This is a genomic window from Streptomyces sp. MS06, assembly GCF_047200655.1.
Taxonomy (GTDB): domain Bacteria; phylum Actinomycetota; class Actinomycetes; order Streptomycetales; family Streptomycetaceae; genus Streptomyces.
In genome coordinates this window covers 38,078-55,537 of the sequence record NZ_JBJZOJ010000037.1, presented here as the reverse complement: position 1 = coordinate 55,537, position 17,460 = coordinate 38,078, and the positions used below count along the sequence as shown (strand labels likewise).

Genomic DNA, 17,460 nt, shown 5'->3' with positions numbered 1-17,460 from the left:
AATGGAACTGAACAGACGCACGGTCCTCGCAGGAGCCGCGGCGGCGGGTGTCGCCGCCGGCACGCTCGGCGGCACGGCGCAGGCCGCTCCGGCCCACCACCGCAGAGGCGGCAGGCCGGTCCGGGAGCCCTTCGGCACGCTCGCCGACGGCACCCGGGTGCACCGCTGGTCGCTGGAGAACGGCGGCACCCGGCTGCACGTCCTCTCCTACGGCGGCATCGTCCAGTCGCTGGAGATCCCCGACCGTCACGGCCGGTACGCCGACGTGGCGCTCGGCTTCGACAACCTGGACGACTACGTCTCCTCCAGCCCCTACTTCGGCGCCCTGATCGGCCGCTACGGCAACCGCATCGGCGGCGGCCGGTTCACCCTTGACGGCACCACCTACCAGCTCTCCGTCAACGACGGCGACAACAGCCTGCACGGCGGCGCCAAGGGCTTCGACAAGCGGGTGTGGGACGTGGAGCCCTTCACCGAGGGCCCCGACACCGGCCTGCACCTGCACTACACCAGCGCCGACGGCGAGATGGGCTACCCCGGCACGCTGCGGGCGAAGGTCACCTACACCCTCACCCGGCACGGCGAGTGGCACATCACCTACGAGGCGACCACCGACAAGGCCACCGTCGTCAACCTCACCAGCCACGTCTACTGGAACCTCGGCGGGGAGGGCAGCGGCACCGTCGAGGACCACGAGCTGGCCATCGCGGCCTCCCGCTACACGCCCACCGACACCGGCCTGATCCCCACCGGGGAGCGCGCCCGGGTCGCCGGCACCCCCTTCGACTTCCGGCGGGCCAAGCCGGTGGGCCGGGACCTGCGCGCCGGGCACGAGCAGCAGGTGCGGGCCAAGGGCTACGACCACAACTGGGTCCTCGACAAGGGCGTCACCGAGACACCGGAGCACGTGGCGACCCTGCGCGAGCCGCGCTCCGGCCGCACCCTGAGAATCGCCACCGACCAGCCCGGACTGCAGTTCTACTCGGGCAACTTCCTCGACGGCACCCTCACCGGCACCGGCGGCCGCACCTACCGCCAGGGCGACGCGCTCTGCCTGGAGACGCAGCACTTCCCGGACTCGCCGAACCATCCGGACTTCCCGTCGACCGTGCTGCGGCCGGGCGAGACCTACCGGACTACGACGGTGCACTCCTTCGGCGCCTGACCGTTCCGGGCGGGCGGCGCCCGACCATTCCCGGGGGGCGGCGCCCGACCGTTCCCGGGGGGGCGGCGCCCGACCGTTCCCGGGGGGGCGGCGCCCGACCGTTCCCGGGCGCCCGACCGTTCCCGGGCGGGCGGCCGAACCGCGATCCGGCCCCGGCCGCCCGCCCGGTCGCACCCTGCCCCACCCCGACCGTCCCGGCGTTGAACGCCGCCGCCCCGGGCTCCGTATACAAGGGCGGCCCGTGCTCCCCCGCGCGGGCCACCCCCGAACGGAGGCCCAGTTGACCGGCAACGTCACCTCGCTGTTCCGCGGCACCACGGCGCACAGCCCGTCGATGGCGGCGCTGGCCCGGATCGGCGGCGGGGACGGCCCGGTCGACTTCTGCATCCCCTGCAACCCGTACTTCCCCACCCCGGCGATGTTCGAGGACCTGGCCGCCCGGCTGCGCGACATCGTCACGTACTACCCGAGCAGCGCCGACACCATCACGGCCGAACTGTGCGCCCTGCTCCAACTCCCCCCGCAGTGCGTGGCGATGGGCAACGGCTCCACCGAGCTGATCACCTGGATCGACCATCTGCTGGTCCGCGAGTCGCTCGCCGTCCCCGTGCCCACCTTCGGCCGCTGGACCGACCAGCCCATGGAGACCGGGAAGCGGGTCGACATGTTCCCGCTCCAGGAGTCCGGCGGCTTCCGCCTGGACCCCGCGCAGTACGCCGAGTTCGTCCGCTCCCGCTCCACCCGGACCGCGGTGGTCTGCAACCCGAACAATCCCGACGGCGGCTACCTGCCCCGGCAGGCCGTGGTGCAGTTGATGGACGCGCTGGCCGATCTGGACCTGGTGGTCGTCGACGAGTCCTTCCTGGAGTTCGCCGACGCGGAGACCGAACCGTCCGTGGTCCAGGAGGCGGTGCTGCGGCACAACGTGATCGTGCTGCGCAGCCTCGGCAAGAACTTCGGCCTGCACGGCGTACGTTTCGGCTATCTGGTCGCCAACCCGTCGCTGGCCGGGCGGATCCGGTCCGCGCTGCCGAAGTGGAACCTCAACTCCTTCGCCGAGCACGTGGTGTTCATGCTGCGGGAGCACGGCGCGGAGTACGCGCGGAGCCTGGACCTCGTCCGGCGCGACCGGCTGGAGATGGCGGGCCTGCTGTCGGCGCTGCCGGGTCTCACGGTCTACCCCTCGCAGGGCAACTTCCTCTTCGTGCGCCTGCCCGTGGGCGCAGAGGGCACCGTGGTGCGGGACCGGCTGCTCACCGAGCACCGGATCCTGGTCCGCGAGTGCGGCAACAAGATCGGTTCGTCCAGCCGCTTCCTGCGGCTCGTGGTGCGCCCCCAGGCGGACGTGCGTCGCCTGGTGTCCGGACTGGAACAGGTGCTCTACGGCAGCGGGAGGGAGGCCGCCGTGCCCGGGCCTGGGACCGGGACCGCCTACAGCTCGGGCACGGCGGCAGTGGACCGGCTGGTCAGCGCCACCAACGGAGCCGGCACGCCGGGCCTCGCCGCGCTGGCCGCCGAGGCGGGCGCGCCCGCGGCCGCCCTGGTACCGGGCGGCTCCGGTCCACCGATGACGGGCGCGGTGCCGATGACGGGCGCGGTGCCGATGACGGGTGACCTGCCGGCGGTGGCGCTGCCCGTGCCGGGGCCGGTGACCCCGGTGGGCCAGGGGACGGTGACCCCGGTGGGCCAGGTGCCGGCCGCGGGTCCACCGGTCGCCGTTCCGCCCCTCACGGGTCCGGTGCACACGGCGGCTCCGCTGCCGGCGACGGGCCCGGTCCCGGTGCCCTTCCCGGCCGTCGCCGCTCCCCTGCCCGCCCCGGCACCGCTGCCCGTCCCGGCACCGCTGCCCGTCCCGGCACCGCTGCCCGCCCCGGCACCGCTGCCCGGGGAACCGGCACCACTGCCCGACCCGGTGCCGGCCGGGACGACCCCGCCGGGGGTGCCGGCGCGCGGCGGGCTCACGGCGGCGCAGGTCCGCGGCACGAACGGGCTCACCCCGGCACCGCCCACCGGCCGGCCCGCCCCGAGCGGGCGCGGCTGGCCGGACGCCGCCGGGATGGGCCAGGCGGGCTGAGCCGGGGCCTCCGGGGCGCCTCAGGAGTCGGGGCACTCCTTCCACGCCAGGTGGTAGACGGTGCTGATGTCACCGTCGGTCGAGTCCATGGTCATGAAGCTGACCTTGTCCGGCGCCGTGCTGCCCGCGCTGACCCGCAGCTCCGTGTTGATGTTGAAGTTGCGCTGGACCCCGCAGGGCGCCCACACCAGCTGGGCCCAGTCGGTCTCGTCGGTGGCCTGCCAGTTGTCGTTGTAGGGACCGCTGACCGGGTGGTTGCGGTACACCGTGTTCGGGGAGCCCTGGAAGTAGTACGAGGCCCTCTGCATGCCGCTCGCGCCCGGCTGGAGGGCGGCGAATCCGCGGTAGTCGGCGCTGGCGACGGCGTAGGTGAAGCCCTGCGGGACGTGGACGATCAGGTTGAGCTGGCAGTTCTTGCGGAACGCCGTCGGCGAGGAGCCGCCGCCGGCCTGGGCGAGGTACTCGCTGTAGGTCACCGTGAAGGCGGTGTTGTCCTCGGAGACGGCGACCGCGGCGGTGCCCTGCGGGCAGCCCGAGCCGTTCACCGTGGCGACCTTGATGACGATCTTGTCGGGGGGCGGGTCGGTGAAGGCGGAGGAGGGCTGGTGCGCCGGGGCCGCGGTGGTGGCGAGGAGAGCGGCGAGCGCGCCGCCCAGGAGGAGTCCACTTGCCATGGTCGCTCCGTCCGTTCAATGGGGGGTGGGTGTCCGTCGGTGAGAATGTGGTGCATCCGTGAGCGGACTGTGAAGGCCGCTCTCCGGCCATTCACTTGCCGCCGTTCACTCCGGCGCCCCCGCCCCCGCCCCCGCCCCCGCCGCGGTCTCCGCGAGGCCCGGCACCGCGGGCGGCGCGGCGGCCCGGTCCGCCCGGTGGGCGCGCACCGCGTACGCCACGGCGGCCACCCACACCGCGCCCAGCAGTGCCTGGACGCACACCCCGATCGCGCCCGGCACGGACAGGGCGTCGCAGGTCAGCAGGGTGCGGGCGTTGAGCAGGACGATCAGGCCGCCGACCGCCGAGCCCAGTACGCGGGGGGCCGCGAAGCGCACCAGGCGGGCCGCGGCGGGGGCGACCGCCAGGCCTCCGGCGAGGAAGGCGAGCACCCAGGTCCAGGCGACGCCCCGGGTACCGAGGGAGACCAGGAAGCCCAGGCTCGCGGCCACCGCGACCAGGCACTTGCCCGCGTCGACGGATCCGATCACCTTGCGTGGCTCCAGCCGCCCGCTGGCCAGCAGGACCGGCGTGCCGATCAGCCCCCAGCCGCCGCCTCCGGTGGCGCCGAGGAACCCGGCGACCAGTCCCAGCGGTACGAGGAACCGCCTGTGCAGCGGCGCGCCCAGCCGACCGCGGGGCATCCCGCGCAGCGTGAACCGCACGGCGACGTAGAGGCCGAGGCAGAGCAGGATCGCCGCGGTCAGCGGACTCGCGGCGTCGGTGGACAGCCGGGTGAGCAGGATCGCACCGGCGAACGCGCCCACCGCGCCGGGGAGGCCGGTCCGGGCGACCACCTGCCAGTCGACGTTGCCGAGCCGCGCGTGCGCGGCGCCGGACGCCAGGCCCGTCCCGATCTGGGCGAGGTGGACGACGGCCGAGGCGAGTGCCGGGCCGGTGCCCAGGGCGAGCAGCAGCGCCGTGGAGACGGCCCCGTGAGCCATGCCGAGGCTGCCGTCCACGAGCTGGGCGGCCAGGCCCACGAGGGCGAGCAGTGTCAGCGTGTGCATGGGCAGGAAGGCTAGGGCGCCGACCTGAGGAGAGTCTGAGTGTGCGAGGCCGGAGTGTCCACCCGCGCCGCGGTTCCGGACGGCGTCCCGGTGCCGACAGGGGCGAAAGCGGTCGTTCCCGGTTTGACAACGGTCGGCGGATCGCATGACGCGGGCAGTTCCGGCCGCGTACGCTCGAACGACCTGTGGTGCGGCGGGAGAGCAGGGAGCAGGGCGTGAGGGAGTTCGTGGCGGTGCTGCGGCGTGCGGGGCACCGGCCCGCCCTGCGCGCGCTCGCGGCCCGGCTCTCCGCCGCCGTGCGCTCCCGCGCCGAAACTCCCGGGGATGTACGGGAGTTGTGCCGGGCGCTGTGCCAGGAGATGAGCGATCGGCGCGGCGGCCGGCCCGTCGCACTCCGCTTCGAGCGGTTCCCGGACGGGATCGGCGTCACCGGACTGTGCGTGGAGTGCCAGGACCTCGACCTCGTCATCATCGAGGAGCAGGCCGAAGACGTGCAGCAACTGGTCGTTCTGGGGCACGAGTTGTGGCATCTGCACGCCGGCCACCGGCATCAAGGCGCCGGCGCCGCGGCGGTGCGCGCCCTGGCGGGGCGCACGGCGTGGCCGGGCCCGGCCGTCACGGTGGCCGCCCGCAGCGGGTCGCGGGCGCGCGAGGAGGCCGAGGCCGACGACTTCGGTCACCGGCTCGCCGCGCTCTGCCGCGACCTGGTGCCCACCGGCGCCGGCACCGTCGCGCTCGCCCCGGCCGGCAGCCTGCTGGACGCGGTCCAGCGGTCCCTCGGCCACCGCGGTCGCGGACGGGCGCGGTGATGGGCCTCCAGTCCCTCACGCCCTCGGCGTTCCTGACCGACTTCTACACCTCCTTCTGGTGGGTGCCGACCCTCGTGCTGGCGTCCGCCCTGGCCGTCAAACTGCCCAGCATCGTGCGGCTGTGGCGGGACCCGCTGCTGCGCGCGGTGGGCGGTCTGCTGCTGCTGGCGTGCGCCGTGTTCGTCTGCGTCGCGCCGCCCGTCATCGCCTGGACCAACCGGGTCACCGGCGTGCCGAACATCGCGGCCCCGCTGGTGTACTCCCTGCTCACCGCGTACTGCGGGTCCTGCCTGCTGCTGATCATCGCCTGGCGCGACGGCCCGGGCGGGCGGTCCGCCACCACCCGGCTCGCCCGCCGCTGGGTGCTCTCCGCCTACACCGCGGTGATCGTCGCCCTGTGGCTGCTGTTCGCCCTGGCCGACGTGCCCGTGGAACGGCTGCGGGACCTCGACACCTACTACGCCACCACGCCGTTCATGCGCGAGGAGATCGTGCTCTACCTGCTCGCGCACTGCGTGGCGGTCCTGATCACGTTCCGGCTGATCCGGAACTGGGCGCGCACCGACGGCCTCGACGCGTGGCTGCGCTGGGGGCTGACCTTCCTGGGTGCCGGGTACGCGCTGAACCTCGTCTTCGACGCCGCCAAGTTCACCGCCGTGGCGGCCCGCTGGACCGGTCACGACCTGGACCGGCTGAGCACCGACGCGGCACCGCCCGTGGCGGGCCTGTCCGCCGTGCTGATCGCGGTCGGCTTCATCCTCCCGCACGCCGGACAGTACCTGCACGGCCGCTGGCAGGTCCGGCTCGCGCACCGCGAACTGCGCCCGCTGTACCTGCTGATGCGGTCCGTGCACGGCTCCGGCACACCGGTGGTGCTGCGGGCCAGCCCCGAACTGCGCCTGATCCGGCGGGAGACGTTCATCCGCGACGTGCTGCTCCCCTTGGTCCGCCGCCTCGACGAGGACCTGCGCCGCGGGGCGTACGATGCCGCCCGCGGCCTCGGACTCCCCCCGGACCGGGCGAGGGCGGCGGCCGCCGCGGTGGCCATCCTGCACGCCGTCGACGGCAGGACCGGGCCGCCGGGTGACGACGGAGCGGGCGACGCGCACGGGGACGGCGACACCACCCGGCTGCTGCGGGAGATCGGGGCCGTCTCCCGCGCCCTGCGCCGGCCCGACGTCCTGGCCGCGGTCCGCGCCGAAGTGGCCGGCCCGACGAGGAGTCTCGACCGTCCGAAGGGGACGATGTAGCAGTGCGCACGTGGCGTACCGGGCGTACGAACCGGGAGATGCGTCGGCTCGCCGACGCCCTGATCGACCCGATGCGGGTCGCCCTGCCCACCGACCCGGAGACACTGTTCGAGGCGCTGGTCGCCTCGGTGAGCGCGTGGCGCGGCCACGAGGTCACCGTGCGCCGGGAGACGTTCCCCCCGCACACCGCCAGCGGGCTGTGGCTGGAACGCGAGGGGCAGGACATCGTCGTGGTCGACCGGCGGGCGGCGCTCTGGCACCAGATCGTGATCTTCTGCCACGAGGTCTGGCACATGAACCGGCGGCAGGCCGAGGCCGCGCACCCCGCACCGTCCCGCGGGGCACTCGTGCCGGTCGCCGCACGCACCGACTTCAGCCTGGCCGAGGAGCAGGAGGCCGACCGCTTCGGCATGCTGATGGGCCGGCGGCTGCGGGCCTGGCTGGACGCGCCGCCGGAGTCGGTGTTCGCCGCCGACTCCGGCGGCCCGCAGGACCTGGCCGGCCGCATCGGGGCCGCGCTCAACTACCGGGGGACGCAGAGATGAGCGGCGTGATCAACTACATCAGCTGCGGAGTGCTGTGGCTGGGTCTCGCCGTGAAGGCGCCGGACCTCGCCCGCCACCGCGGTGACCCCTACCTGCGGGCCATCTGCGTGGTGCTGGGCCTGGCCGGGCTGTGCTTCCTGCTCGGCGCGCCGCCCACCATCGGCACCGTCAACCGGGTCAGCGGCGTACCGAACCTGGCCGCACCGCTGACCTACGCGTCGATCACCGCCTACGGGGCCGCCTCCCAGGTGCTGATCGTGCACTGGCGCGGCGGACCGCACGTGCACCGCACCGCGCGGCGCTGGATCGTCGCCTACGCGTGCGTGGTCCTCGGCATCGCCGCGGCGTTCCTGCTCGGCGACGCCCCCGTGGAACGCCGCACCGACCTGGACACCTACTACGCGCGCACCCCCTTCATCGCCGAGATGATCGTGCTGTACCTGGTCGCGCATCTCACCGCGGTCGGCGTCACCATGGTCTCCGCGCTGGGCTGGGCCCGCCGGGTGACGGGCTGGCTGCGGGCGGGTCTGGTCACGCTGGGCGTGGGCACGCTGTGCAACGCCGGCTACAGCGTCTCCAAGCTGCTCGCGGTGGCCGCCCGCTGGGCGGGGCGCGACTGGACCCCGCTGGACACCGGCGTCTCGCCGGCGGCTGCCGGGCTGGGCGCCCTGCTCACCGCGGTCGGCGTGCTCGTCCCGCTGGCCGGACCCCGGTTGACCGGCTGGTGCCGCTCCTGGCGCACGTACACCCGGCTGGCGCCGCTGGAGCGGGAGTTGGACGATCTGCTCAGCCGGCGCCGGCTGCGGCTGCCCCGGCCCCGCTGGGCCTCCCCGGACACCCTGCTGATGTGGCGGCAGACCAGCATCCACAACGCGCTGAGCCATCTGGGAGCCTGGTTCGACCGCACGCTGTTCGAGGAGACCCGCGAGGACGCCCTGCACGGCACCGGCGACCGGGACCGGGCCGAGGCCGCGGCGTGGGCGGCGGCCGTCGTGGCCGCGGCGCGCGAGGAACGCGCCCACGCGGCGGACGGTGCGCCCGCCGGCGGCGACGGCGGGCTGCCCGCCCCGGCGCCGGACCCGGCGGACCTGGTCGGCATCGCCGAGGCGCTGCACGACTCGCCGTTCGTGGCCGCGGCGCGCGGCCGCGCCCGGCGGACCAGGACGGGCACCGCATGAGCCTCGTCGTGTACGTGGCGGCCGGGGTCTGCACGCTGACCGCGGCACTGCTGCTGCGCCGGCCGCGCCGCAACCCGCTCACCGTGTCCACCTGCGCGGCGATCGCCCTGGGCGCGCTGGTGTTCGTCTGCTCGGCCCCGCTGACCCTGGCCGCGGTCAACGACCTCACCGGCATCCCCAACTTCGGTGCCCCGCTGACCTACTCGGTGCTGTCCGCCTACAGCTGCTCCCTGCTGATCCTGCTGGTCAACTGGCGGGGCGGGTCCCGCGCGCGGGTCCGGCGGATGGTGCTGCGCTGCGTGGCCGCCTACAGCGCGCTGATCGTCGCGATCGTGGTGCTGTTCGTGCTCGCGGACGCGCGCACCGAACGGCTGCGCGACCTGGACACGTACTACGCGAACACGCCGTACGTGCGCGAGATGGTGGTGCTGTACCTGCTCGGGCACAGCGCCGCCACACTGGCGATGTGCGGGGTGTGCGTCCGCTGGAGCCACGAGGTCACCGGTCTGCTGCGCACCGGGCTCCGGCTGATCGTGCTCGGTGTGCTGCTGGACGTGCTGGGCTTCCAGGCCACCAAGTACACGGCGATCACAGCCCGTTGGACGGGACACGATCTGGACTTCCTGTCCACCACCGTCGCCCCGCCGATGGCCTCGCTGGGGGCGCTGACCTTCTCCGTCGGGTTCGTGCTGCCCCGGCTGCTGCCCGCGCTGGCCGCGCAGCGGCGCGGCCTGCGCGACCACCGCCGGCTGGGTCCGCTGTGGTCCCGGGTGCGCCCGGCGTCCACCGCACCCGAACCCCCGGACGCCTGGTGGCAGTTGCCGCTGGAGCGGCTGCAGTGGCGCGAGGTGTCCATCCACGACGCGCTGCTGTCGCTGGCGCCCTACTTCGACGAGCGGGTCCGGGAGCGCGCCCTGGGCGACGCACTCGGCGCGGGCCGCCCCGCGCACGAGGCCCGGATCGCCGCGGAGGCGGTCATGCTCGCCGACGCCGCCCGCCGGGCCGCCGCGCAGGAGCCGCCGCTCGCGGCGCCGAGCCGGCACCGGCTGCACGCCACCGAGGTGCCCGGGACCGGTGGACTGGTCGAACTGGCAACGGCGTTGGCCCGGTCGCCGCTCGCCGCGACCGACCCCGACGGTACCGTGAGTGCTCCCTCACCCGGTTGATCCCAAGGAGTCGCATGCCGCACAGAGCCGTCGTCGTCGGAGCCGGTCTGGCCGGAATGCTGGCCGCGGCCGCGCTGTCCACCGCGGTGGACGAGGTGATCGTGGTGGAGCGCGACGACCTGCCGGACGACCCCGGCCACCGCAGGGGGCTTCCGCAGGGCCGCCACGCCCACCTGCTGATGCCCGGCGGCCTGGCCGCGGCGGAGGAGGTCGTACCGGGCGCCGGTCTGGGCAAGGCCCTGCTCGCCGCGGGCGCGCACGAGCGCTCCTTCGGCTCGGGCATGCTGGCGCTCACCCCGCACGGCTGGTTCCACCGCTGGCGGCACGACGGGCCGGTGATGCTGCTGTGCAGCCGCGCACTGCTCGACTGGGCCGTGCGGACCGCCGTGCTCGCGCACACCGGGGTGACGCTGCGGCAGGCGCGGGCGGTCGAACCGGTCGGCGGCCGTGACCGCGTGCACGGGCTGCGGGTGGAGGCCGGCGGCGCCACCGAGGTCCTGGACGCCGACCTGGTCGTGGACGCCTCCGGGCGCGGCTCCCGCATCACCGCCTGGCTGGACCGGCTCGGCGTCGGCGGCGTCCGGGAGCGCACCGTGGACGCGGGGCTCGTCAACGCGACCCGCATCTACCGGATGCCCGAGGGCGCCGAGCGGTTCCCGCTCACCGTCGTGCACCCCGACCCGTACGTGTCCCGGCCGGGCCGCAGCGCGACGATCATCCCGATCGAGGGCGACCGCTGGATGGTCAGCCTGGCCGGCACCCGCGGCGGCGAACCGCCTGCCGACCCGGACGACTTCCTGCGGTACACCCTCCGGCTGCCGCACCCGATCGTGGGCCGGCTCATCTCCGGCGCGGAGCCGCTGACCGACGTGCACGTCAGCCGCAGCACCAGCAACGTCCGCCGCTACCTGGAGAAGGTGCGCCGGTGGCCGGAGGGGCTGATCGTCCTCGGGGACGCCCTGGCGACCTTCAACCCGGTGTACGGGCAGGGCATGTCGGTGGCCGCGCTCGGCGCCCGCGCGCTGGCCCGCCGGGTGGGGCGCGACGGGGCGACCGCGCCCGGGCTGGCCCGCCGGGTGCAGCGCGACGCCGCCCGTTCGGTGGACGCGGCCTGGGCCATGGCGGTCGGCCAGGACGTCTGGTACCCCGATGTGCGCGGCGGACGGCCCGGCGCCGCCGACCGGTTGGTCGCCGCGTACAGCCGGCGGCTCTTCTCGGCGGCCACCGGCTCCTACCCCGCTGCCGCCGCCCTGTGGGACGTGACCGGCATGCGTACCGGCCCGGAGCGCCTGCTGCGCCCCGACACCCTGCTGGCCGCCCTCAACGGCCGGCTGCTGCCCGCCCCGTCCGGCCCGCCGCTCAGCGCGCGGGAGCACCGCCTGCTGCAGTCCCTGGACCGCACGGGGCACTGACCGGGGGCGCCGGGGCGGCGGGGGCGCCGGCCCGGGGGCGACGGGCTGGGGGCGCCGGAGCGGCGGGCCGGAGGCGCCGGAGCGACCGGCCGGGGGCGCCGGAGCGGCGGGCCGGAGGCGCCGGAGCGACCGGCCGGGGGCGCCGGAGCGGCGGGCCGGAGGCGCCGGAGCGACCGGCCGGGGGCGCCGGAGCGGCGGGCCGGAGGCGCCGGGGGCGACCGGCCGCCGAGCCGCGGGGTGCGTCAGCCCGCGAAAGGGGGCTGCGGGAGCCCTTTCCCGGCTCCCGGGAACACCAGCAGCGCGCCGGCCGTCGGGTGCGGCGCGTCCAGGCCCACGCGGGCGGTCGTGACGTACAGGTCGGTCAGGTCGGGGCCGCCGAAGGCGCAGGCGGTCACCCGCGGAGTGGGCAGGGCGAGCTCGCGGTCCAGCACACCGCCGGGGGTGTAGCGGCGCACCGCCGCACCGTCCCAGAGGGCCACCCACACGCAGCCGTCCGCGTCGACGGTGAGCCCGTCGGGGAAGCCGGCCCCCTCCTCGATCTCCGTCAGCGTGCGGCGGCCGCGGATCCGGCCGTCGGCATGGTCGAAGACGTCGACGCGGCGGGTCGGCGAGTCGATGTAGTACATCAGGCGGCCGTCGGGGCTCCAGCCGGTGCCGTTGCTGACCGTCACCTCGCCGAGCACGGTCTCGGCGGACCCGTCGGGCCCGAAGCGGCGCAGGGTGCCGCCGCCGGGGGCCTCGTCGTAGCGCATGGTGCCGGCCCACAGGCTGCCGTCGGGGGCGACGGCCGCGTCGTTGGCCCGCCGGCCGGGCACGGGTTCGCGGTGCAGCCAGCGCAGGGTCCCGTCCGGGTCGAGCAGGGCCACACCGTCGCGGAGGTTGAGGACCAGTCCGCCGCCCGCGCGCGGCTTGGCCGCGCCCACGTGCTGGTCGGTGCGGCGCACGGTGCGGCGGCCCGTCGACGGGTCGTAGGTGTGGATCCGGGATCCGAGGATGTCCAGCCACAGCAGGTGCCCGGCGGCCGGGTCCCAGGTCGGGCCCTCGCCCAGCGTCGCCTCGGCCCGCACCGCGACCCGGTACCGCGGGGCGCTCATGCCGGGCTCCGGTGGCCGAGGTGCTCGGAGAGGTCCGCGGCGCCCTTGGCGGCCAGTTGCTCCAGTTCGGCGCGCCGCTCGTCGCTCCAGCGGATCATCGGCACCGAGATGGACAGGGCGGCCACCACCTGCCCGGCCCGGTCGCGGACCGGGGCCGCCACGCAGGAGACGTCCGGGTTGGACTCGCGGGACTCGACCGCGATGCCGCTGCGGCGGATCTCGGCGAGGGACTCGCGCAGGGCGGCCGGGTCGGTGATGCTGTTGGGGGTCATCGCGACCAGTTCGGCGTCGTCGGGGAGGCGCGCGGCGAGTTCCTGTTCGGGTAGGGAGGCCAGCAGCATCTTGCCCACCGAGGTGCAGTGGGCGGGCAGCCGGCGGCCGGCGGCCGAGACCATGCGCACCGCGTGCGTGGAGTCGACCTTGGCGATGTAGATGACGTCGGTCCCTTCGAGGATGGCCACGTGCACCGTCTCGTCGCAGGTCTCGGCCACCGTGCGGGCCACCTGCTGGCCCTCGGCGGCCAGGTCGAGCTGCTCGGCGTAGCGGCTCCCGAGCTGGTACGGGCGGACGCCGAGCCGGTAGCGTCCGGGCTGTCCCGGCACGGTCACCAGGTACCGGCGGGCGGTGAGCGTGGTGACCAGCTCGTGCACGGTGGTCCGCGGCAACTGGAGCCTGCGCACGATGTCGGGGGCGGAGAGCGTCCCGTCCCCGTCCAGGAAGAGCTCGAGTATGTCGAGAGCCCGGGTCACGGCGGGTACGAGTCGTCCCACGGCCGGCCCCCTCCCTTGTCGTCTGAGGTGCCTGCACCGTCTCGTCCGAGAGGGTCGCGTTCGAGATTTCAACAGGCGATCGGAATGGCGAACACAGGCTAGTCACACAGGCTCCGTGCGGGCAATGGCCGGGACGGGCCACGGTCCCCGACCGCGCGCCCCGGCCCGCACAGCCGCCCGACACCGGCACCGGCACCGGCACCGGCACCGACCCGCACCCGCACCCGCACCCGCACCCGCACCCGCACCCGGCGGCACCGAAACGCCGCGCGACCGCCGTTCCCCGCCCGCCGCCGCGTCGGGGAGGATGGCTGCCATGCCCCGGTCCCCCGCGAACCGCTCCGCCGGCCCCTTCACCCGCCTCGACTTCCAGCTCGTCCTGCTGCGGCGGATGGCCGACCACAACCCGGACCCGGTCGCCGAGGCCCGCCGCACGCTCGGTGTCTCGCTCGGCGACATGCGGGAGGCGAACAAGCGCTGGCAGGCCATGGTCCGCTCGCCGCGCGCCCGGCCGGCCGCCGCCCGCTACCGCTCGGTGCTGGGCGCGCCGGAGCAGGAGGGCGGGCGCACCGTGGGCGACCTGGAGTGCGCGGCCTGGCGGTGGCCGCTGCCGCTCTGGCCCGACCTCCGCTTCGAGATCCTGGTCGGCCCGGACGGCGCGGTCTGGAACGAGTGGCTGGTGCGCGCCCCCGGCACCCGTGGGCCCCGCCTCGACACCCTGGAGGACCTCACGCCCTGGTCCTGCACGGTGGACGAGGCGGCCCGCGCCTTCGCGCCCGCCCGGCCCCTGGAGGGCACCGCCCCCACCCGCTGGGGCCTGGCCTTCACCGCCCCGGACACGCAGGGCACCCGGTGGGAGGTGGCGGCGGAGTTCACCTGGGGCCTGCTGCAGCGGGTGGCGGTCCGCGGGCGGCCCGAGCCAGGCGGCGGGTCGGGCTGACCCGGCGGCGGTCGGCGCGGCGGGCAGCCGAAGGGACGGGGCAGCCGGAGGGACAGGGCGGCCGGAGGGACAGGGCGGCCCGGGGGACGTCAGGCGGTTGCCGCCGCCAGCACCGCTGCCGCCACCCGCGGCGCGGAGTCCGGGTGCAGGAAGAGGAACAGGTTCGGCTCGACGAGCTCCAGCTCCATCACGCACGGCCGCCCGTCCTCGCCGTCCACCAGGTCGACACGGGCGTACAGCAGTTCGTCGGCCGCGGGGACCGCGGCCAGGGCCCGCTCGGCGACGGACAGCTCGGCGGCCGTGGGTTCCCACGGCGTCAGCCCGGGGTGGGCCACCTTCTTCACGTCGTACGGGGTGCCGGACTCCAGCACCGCCCCCTTGCGGCTGGCGTGCAGCAGGCGGCCGCCGACGTACTGCAGGGCACGCTCCCCGGCGGCGTCGATACGGCTCATGTACGGCTGCACCATCGCCGTGAAGCCCTCCGCGTGCATGCGGGCGAGCTGGCGTTCGGCCGTGGCGCGCTCTTCGGGGGTGTAGCGGGCGGCGTAGCGGGCTCCCGCTCCGGAGGTCGGCTTCACCACGTACTCGTGGTCGGTGGGGAGGGCGGGGGCGGCGGCGGCGCCCGGAGGAAGGTACCGGGTGGGCACCGTCGGCACACCGGCGTCGGCGAGACGGCCCAGGTACCGCTTGTCGGTGTTCCAGCGCACCACCTCCGCCGGGTTCGCCAGCCGCGTGGCCTTGCCGCACCGCTCGGCCCAGGCGAGGAACTCGGCGGAACGCCAGCTGTAGTCCCAGGTCGAGCGGATGAGCGCCAGGTCGAAACCCGCCCAGTCGATGTGCGGGTCGTCCCACAGCACCGGCCGGGCCTCCGCGCCCGCCCGCTCCAGCGCCGTCGCCAGCACGGGCAGGTCGGGGTCGGCGCTGACCTGGGGGCCGGGACGGCACGTGACGAGCGCGATGCGGGGCACGACGGGCTTCTCCTTGTACGGGCGGGTGCTCGGCCGACCCGCCGATCGGGCGGCCCGGCCGAGCCGGCAGGCCGAACGGGACGCCGGCCGACCAGGGGTCGGCCGATCAGCGGGTCGGACGGCAGGCTAACAACCACCGCTGCGAGAGCGACGCCCGCGCGGCCCTCCTCTCGGATCGGGGCCCCCGCTTCCCCCGGAACTCCACGCCTCGGAGGCAGGGCGCCGGGACGAATCGGCGGCATGTCGCTCTCCGGAACCGATGCCCACGCCGCGGCCGGGCCGCTCCCGCCGCTGGTCCGGCGGGCCGTCGCGGCCGCCCGTCGCCACGGCTTCCCCCACTCCTGCCGTCCCGAGCAGGGCCGCCTGCTGCTCGCCCTGGCGGGCGGCGCCCGCGGTGCCGTCGGCGAGACCGGAACCGGCTGCGGAGTGGGCCTGGCCTGGCTCGCCTCCGGGGCCCGCCCGGGCGTGCGGCTGGTCAGCGTGGAACGGGACCCGGAGCGGGCCCGGATCGCCGCGGAGGTGTTCGCCGACCGGCCCGAGGTGGAGGTGCTGACCGGCGAGTCGCGGCGGATCGGCGAGCGGGGGCCGTACGACCTGCTGGTGCTGGACGGCGGCGGGCAGGGGAAGGCGGAGCACGATCCGGCCGCCGACGTGGGCCGGCTGCTGGCGCCCGGCGGCACGGTGGTGCTCGACGACTTCACCCCGGCCACCTCCTGGCCGCCGCTGCACGAGGGTGCCGTGGACCGGGCCCGGCTGCACTGGCTGGAACACCCGGCGCTGCACACCGTGGAGCTGCGGCTCGCCGGCGACCTGGCGGCCCTGGTGGGCACGCGGCGACGCCCGCCCGCACCGCCCTCCGCGTGAACGCCCACCGCGGCCGGACGCGCCTATCGGCGGGACCGGCTCGATCGACTCCCGGTCGTCGTCGGTGAGTTTCCCGCGAGCCCTCCCCGACGTCTGCCGGCTGCCCCGGGGTCACCGGGTCAGGAGCAGGCCGACGCCGATCAGCAGGGCGGTACAGGCCAGGGCCGCGACGACCAGGACGGTGCGCTTGCCCGCACCGCGGAGGCGGAGCGCGAGGGCCGGCGGGCCGATCGGAGGAGTCTTGTTGTCCACTTCTGTCTCCCTGCTGATCCGGGTGATCTCGGCTTGGGCGAATTCGGCTGTTCAGGAGGCCTCTTGTCGCAAGGCATCCCGCAGTCGCAGTAGTTCGCGTCGGCGGCGCCGCGCCCGTACCAGGGCGAGCGTCGCGGCGGCGGTGAAGACGACCCCGCCCGCGGCGGTGGCCACCAGGTCGGCGGTACTACCCCGGACTGCGGCCAGCGCCGCCCCGGCCAGGGCGGTCACCACGGTCGCCGCCAGTGCGATCCGGGCGGACAGCACCCGGTCCCGGGCGAACAGCGGCCGACGCCTGCTCAGTACCCAGCCTGCGAAGACGGCCCAGGCCAGCCCGATGGCGATCAGTCCGGCGAAGGCGGCCCGGGTGCGCGTCGGCAGGGCATTCGGCTCGGTGGCCCACAGCACCGCGATCACGGCCGCGCCGCATCCCCCGGCCAGGCCCACTGCCACATGGCGCAGCCGGGACCGCAGTGACACCTCCGTGGCCAGTGCGCGCGCCAGCTGCTCGGGCACGGCCCCCTGCGCCGCGCGGTCCTGCTCGCTCATGCCTCGTACCCCTTCTCGGCAAGGTGGTTGCGCAGCATGCGCCGGGCGCGGTGCAGCCTGCTCTTGACCGTGCCGGCCGGTACGCCCAGCACCTCCGCGCAGGAAGCCAGTGGCAGGTCCTCCAGGTGGAAGAGGATCAGCACCTCGCGCTCCGAGGGCGGCAGAGCAGCCAGACCTGCCTCGATCTGCATGGTGGTGAGCACGCCGCTGAGCTCGTCGTCGGCGACGACAGTCGTGGCGTCCTCCATGGCCGTCTCCGGAGTCTTGTACGTCTGACGCAGATGGTCAGTGACGGTGCGCCGGGCGATGGTGAACAGCCAGGGCGCGAACCGCTCCGGCTGCCGCAGCCGCGGCAGGCCGCGCACCACGGCGACCCACGCCTCCTGAGCAAGATCGTCCGCGAGGTGCGGCGAACCGACCATGCCCCGGACATAGCGCCGCAGCGCGGGGTGCCACACGGCCACCAGTTCGCGGAACGCCTCCCGCTCCCCCAGCTGGCAGCGCACCACCAGCAGCCCGTCGTCGCCCACCACACCTCCCTGCTCCGCACCGTCCGTCGCACAGACAGTCGGCATTCCCGGCGGAAAGGTTCACGGAATCCCGAGCATCCGGTCGAGCGACCGGGCGTAAAAGGAATCGCACCCCTTGATCACGGTTTCGGACGGGCCCTGGCTCGCTTTCGGTGGCGCGTGCACGCTGTGCA

General features: G+C 75.3%; 18 protein-coding genes. 10 read left to right on the top strand and 8 right to left on the bottom strand.

Annotation, left to right across the window (positions count from 1 at the left end):
* The first annotated feature begins 1 nt into the window (after position 1).
* Together ACL02U_RS20575 and ACL02U_RS20570 are read left to right on the top strand one after the other, a co-directional pair.
* The gene (locus tag ACL02U_RS20575; protein WP_412792330.1) at positions 2-1,165 is read left to right on the top strand and encodes an aldose epimerase family protein; all 1,164 of its coding nucleotides are present in this window, start codon (positions 2-4) and stop codon (positions 1,163-1,165) included.
* Positions 1,166-1,445: 280 nt separating this feature from the next.
* Complete coding sequence (locus ACL02U_RS20570; protein WP_412792329.1) at positions 1,446-3,239, top strand: aminotransferase class I/II-fold pyridoxal phosphate-dependent enzyme; 1,794 nt, start codon at positions 1,446-1,448, stop codon at positions 3,237-3,239.
* A 20-nt stretch (positions 3,240-3,259) separates the two neighbouring features.
* Here ACL02U_RS20570 and ACL02U_RS20565 read toward each other — a convergent pair whose 3' ends face one another.
* Both ACL02U_RS20565 and ACL02U_RS20560 read right to left on the bottom strand, forming a co-directional pair.
* Positions 3,260-3,913 carry a DUF4360 domain-containing protein gene (locus ACL02U_RS20565; RefSeq protein WP_412792328.1) on the bottom strand — a complete coding sequence of 218 codons (654 nt, stop codon included), beginning with the start codon at positions 3,911-3,913 and terminating at the stop codon, positions 3,260-3,262.
* A gap of 105 nt (positions 3,914-4,018) precedes the next feature.
* A complete protein-coding gene (locus ACL02U_RS20560) occupies positions 4,019-4,960 on the bottom strand; it encodes a sulfite exporter TauE/SafE family protein (protein ID WP_412792327.1) in 942 nt (313 codons plus the stop codon).
* Between the two features lie 215 nt (positions 4,961-5,175).
* On the opposite strand from ACL02U_RS20560, the gene ACL02U_RS20555 reads away from it, so the two are divergent.
* Genes ACL02U_RS20555 through ACL02U_RS20530 form a run of 6 tightly spaced genes read left to right on the top strand, consistent with a single transcriptional unit; the run spans position 5,176 to position 11,320 of the window.
* A complete protein-coding gene (locus tag ACL02U_RS20555; protein ID WP_412792326.1) occupies positions 5,176-5,769 on the top strand; it encodes a toxin-antitoxin system, toxin component family protein in 594 nt (197 codons plus the stop codon).
* Positions 5,769-7,019 (top strand): DUF6545 domain-containing protein, encoded by a 1,251-nt coding sequence (locus tag ACL02U_RS20550; protein ID WP_412792325.1) that lies wholly within the window; start codon positions 5,769-5,771, stop codon positions 7,017-7,019. Before ACL02U_RS20555 ends, ACL02U_RS20550 begins: the two co-directional genes overlap by 1 nt.
* 38 nt (positions 7,020-7,057) lie before the next feature.
* Positions 7,058-7,564, top strand: a complete 507-nt coding sequence (locus ACL02U_RS20545) for a toxin (RefSeq protein WP_412792346.1) — start codon at positions 7,058-7,060, stop codon at positions 7,562-7,564.
* Positions 7,561-8,742: an MAB_1171c family putative transporter gene (locus ACL02U_RS20540; protein ID WP_412792324.1), complete on the top strand. Its 1,182-nt coding sequence runs from the start codon at positions 7,561-7,563 to the stop codon at positions 8,740-8,742. Before ACL02U_RS20545 ends, ACL02U_RS20540 begins: the two co-directional genes overlap by 4 nt.
* Positions 8,739-9,908, top strand: coding sequence for an MAB_1171c family putative transporter (locus ACL02U_RS20535; protein WP_412792323.1), 1,170 nt, complete (start codon positions 8,739-8,741; stop codon positions 9,906-9,908). Before ACL02U_RS20540 ends, ACL02U_RS20535 begins: the two co-directional genes overlap by 4 nt.
* Positions 9,909-9,922: 14 nt before the next feature.
* The gene (locus ACL02U_RS20530; RefSeq protein ID WP_412792322.1) at positions 9,923-11,320 is read left to right on the top strand and encodes an NAD(P)/FAD-dependent oxidoreductase; all 1,398 of its coding nucleotides are present in this window, start codon (positions 9,923-9,925) and stop codon (positions 11,318-11,320) included.
* Positions 11,321-11,562: 242 nt separating this feature from the next.
* On the opposite strand, the gene ACL02U_RS20525 is transcribed toward ACL02U_RS20530, so the two are convergent.
* Both ACL02U_RS20525 and ACL02U_RS20520 read right to left on the bottom strand, forming a co-directional pair.
* Positions 11,563-12,414, bottom strand: a complete 852-nt coding sequence (locus ACL02U_RS20525; protein ID WP_412792321.1) for an SMP-30/gluconolactonase/LRE family protein — start codon at positions 12,412-12,414, stop codon at positions 11,563-11,565.
* The gene (locus ACL02U_RS20520; protein ID WP_412792320.1) at positions 12,411-13,184 is read right to left on the bottom strand and encodes an IclR family transcriptional regulator; all 774 of its coding nucleotides are present in this window, start codon (positions 13,182-13,184) and stop codon (positions 12,411-12,413) included. Before ACL02U_RS20520 ends, ACL02U_RS20525 begins: the two co-directional genes overlap by 4 nt.
* Before the next feature lie 316 nt (positions 13,185-13,500).
* On the opposite strand from ACL02U_RS20520, the gene ACL02U_RS20515 reads away from it, so the two are divergent.
* Positions 13,501-14,124 (top strand): hypothetical protein, encoded by a 624-nt coding sequence (locus ACL02U_RS20515; RefSeq protein WP_412792319.1) that lies wholly within the window; start codon positions 13,501-13,503, stop codon positions 14,122-14,124.
* Positions 14,125-14,213: 89 nt separating this feature from the next.
* On the opposite strand, the gene ACL02U_RS20510 is transcribed toward ACL02U_RS20515, so the two are convergent.
* Complete coding sequence (locus ACL02U_RS20510; RefSeq protein WP_412792318.1) at positions 14,214-15,092, bottom strand: ATP-grasp domain-containing protein; 879 nt, start codon at positions 15,090-15,092, stop codon at positions 14,214-14,216.
* A 240-nt stretch (positions 15,093-15,332) separates the two neighbouring features.
* Between ACL02U_RS20510 and ACL02U_RS20505 the strand changes: the two genes are divergently transcribed.
* On the top strand, positions 15,333-15,956 hold the full coding sequence (locus tag ACL02U_RS20505) for an O-methyltransferase (RefSeq protein ID WP_412792317.1): 624 nt from the start codon (positions 15,333-15,335) through the stop codon (positions 15,954-15,956).
* A 111-nt stretch (positions 15,957-16,067) separates the two neighbouring features.
* On the opposite strand, the gene ACL02U_RS20500 is transcribed toward ACL02U_RS20505, so the two are convergent.
* From ACL02U_RS20500 to ACL02U_RS20490, 3 genes are read right to left on the bottom strand one after another with little or no spacing between them, the layout of a single operon-like run.
* Positions 16,068-16,208, bottom strand: coding sequence for a hypothetical protein (locus tag ACL02U_RS20500; RefSeq protein ID WP_412792316.1), 141 nt, complete (start codon positions 16,206-16,208; stop codon positions 16,068-16,070).
* 51 nt (positions 16,209-16,259) lie between these two features.
* Positions 16,260-16,757 carry a transmembrane transport protein gene (locus ACL02U_RS20495; protein WP_412792315.1) on the bottom strand — a complete coding sequence of 166 codons (498 nt, stop codon included), beginning with the start codon at positions 16,755-16,757 and terminating at the stop codon, positions 16,260-16,262.
* A complete protein-coding gene (locus tag ACL02U_RS20490) occupies positions 16,754-17,287 on the bottom strand; it encodes an RNA polymerase sigma factor (RefSeq protein WP_412792314.1) in 534 nt (177 codons plus the stop codon). The genes ACL02U_RS20495 and ACL02U_RS20490 overlap by 4 nt, the downstream gene beginning before the upstream one ends.
* Positions 17,288-17,460 lie beyond the last annotated feature (173 nt).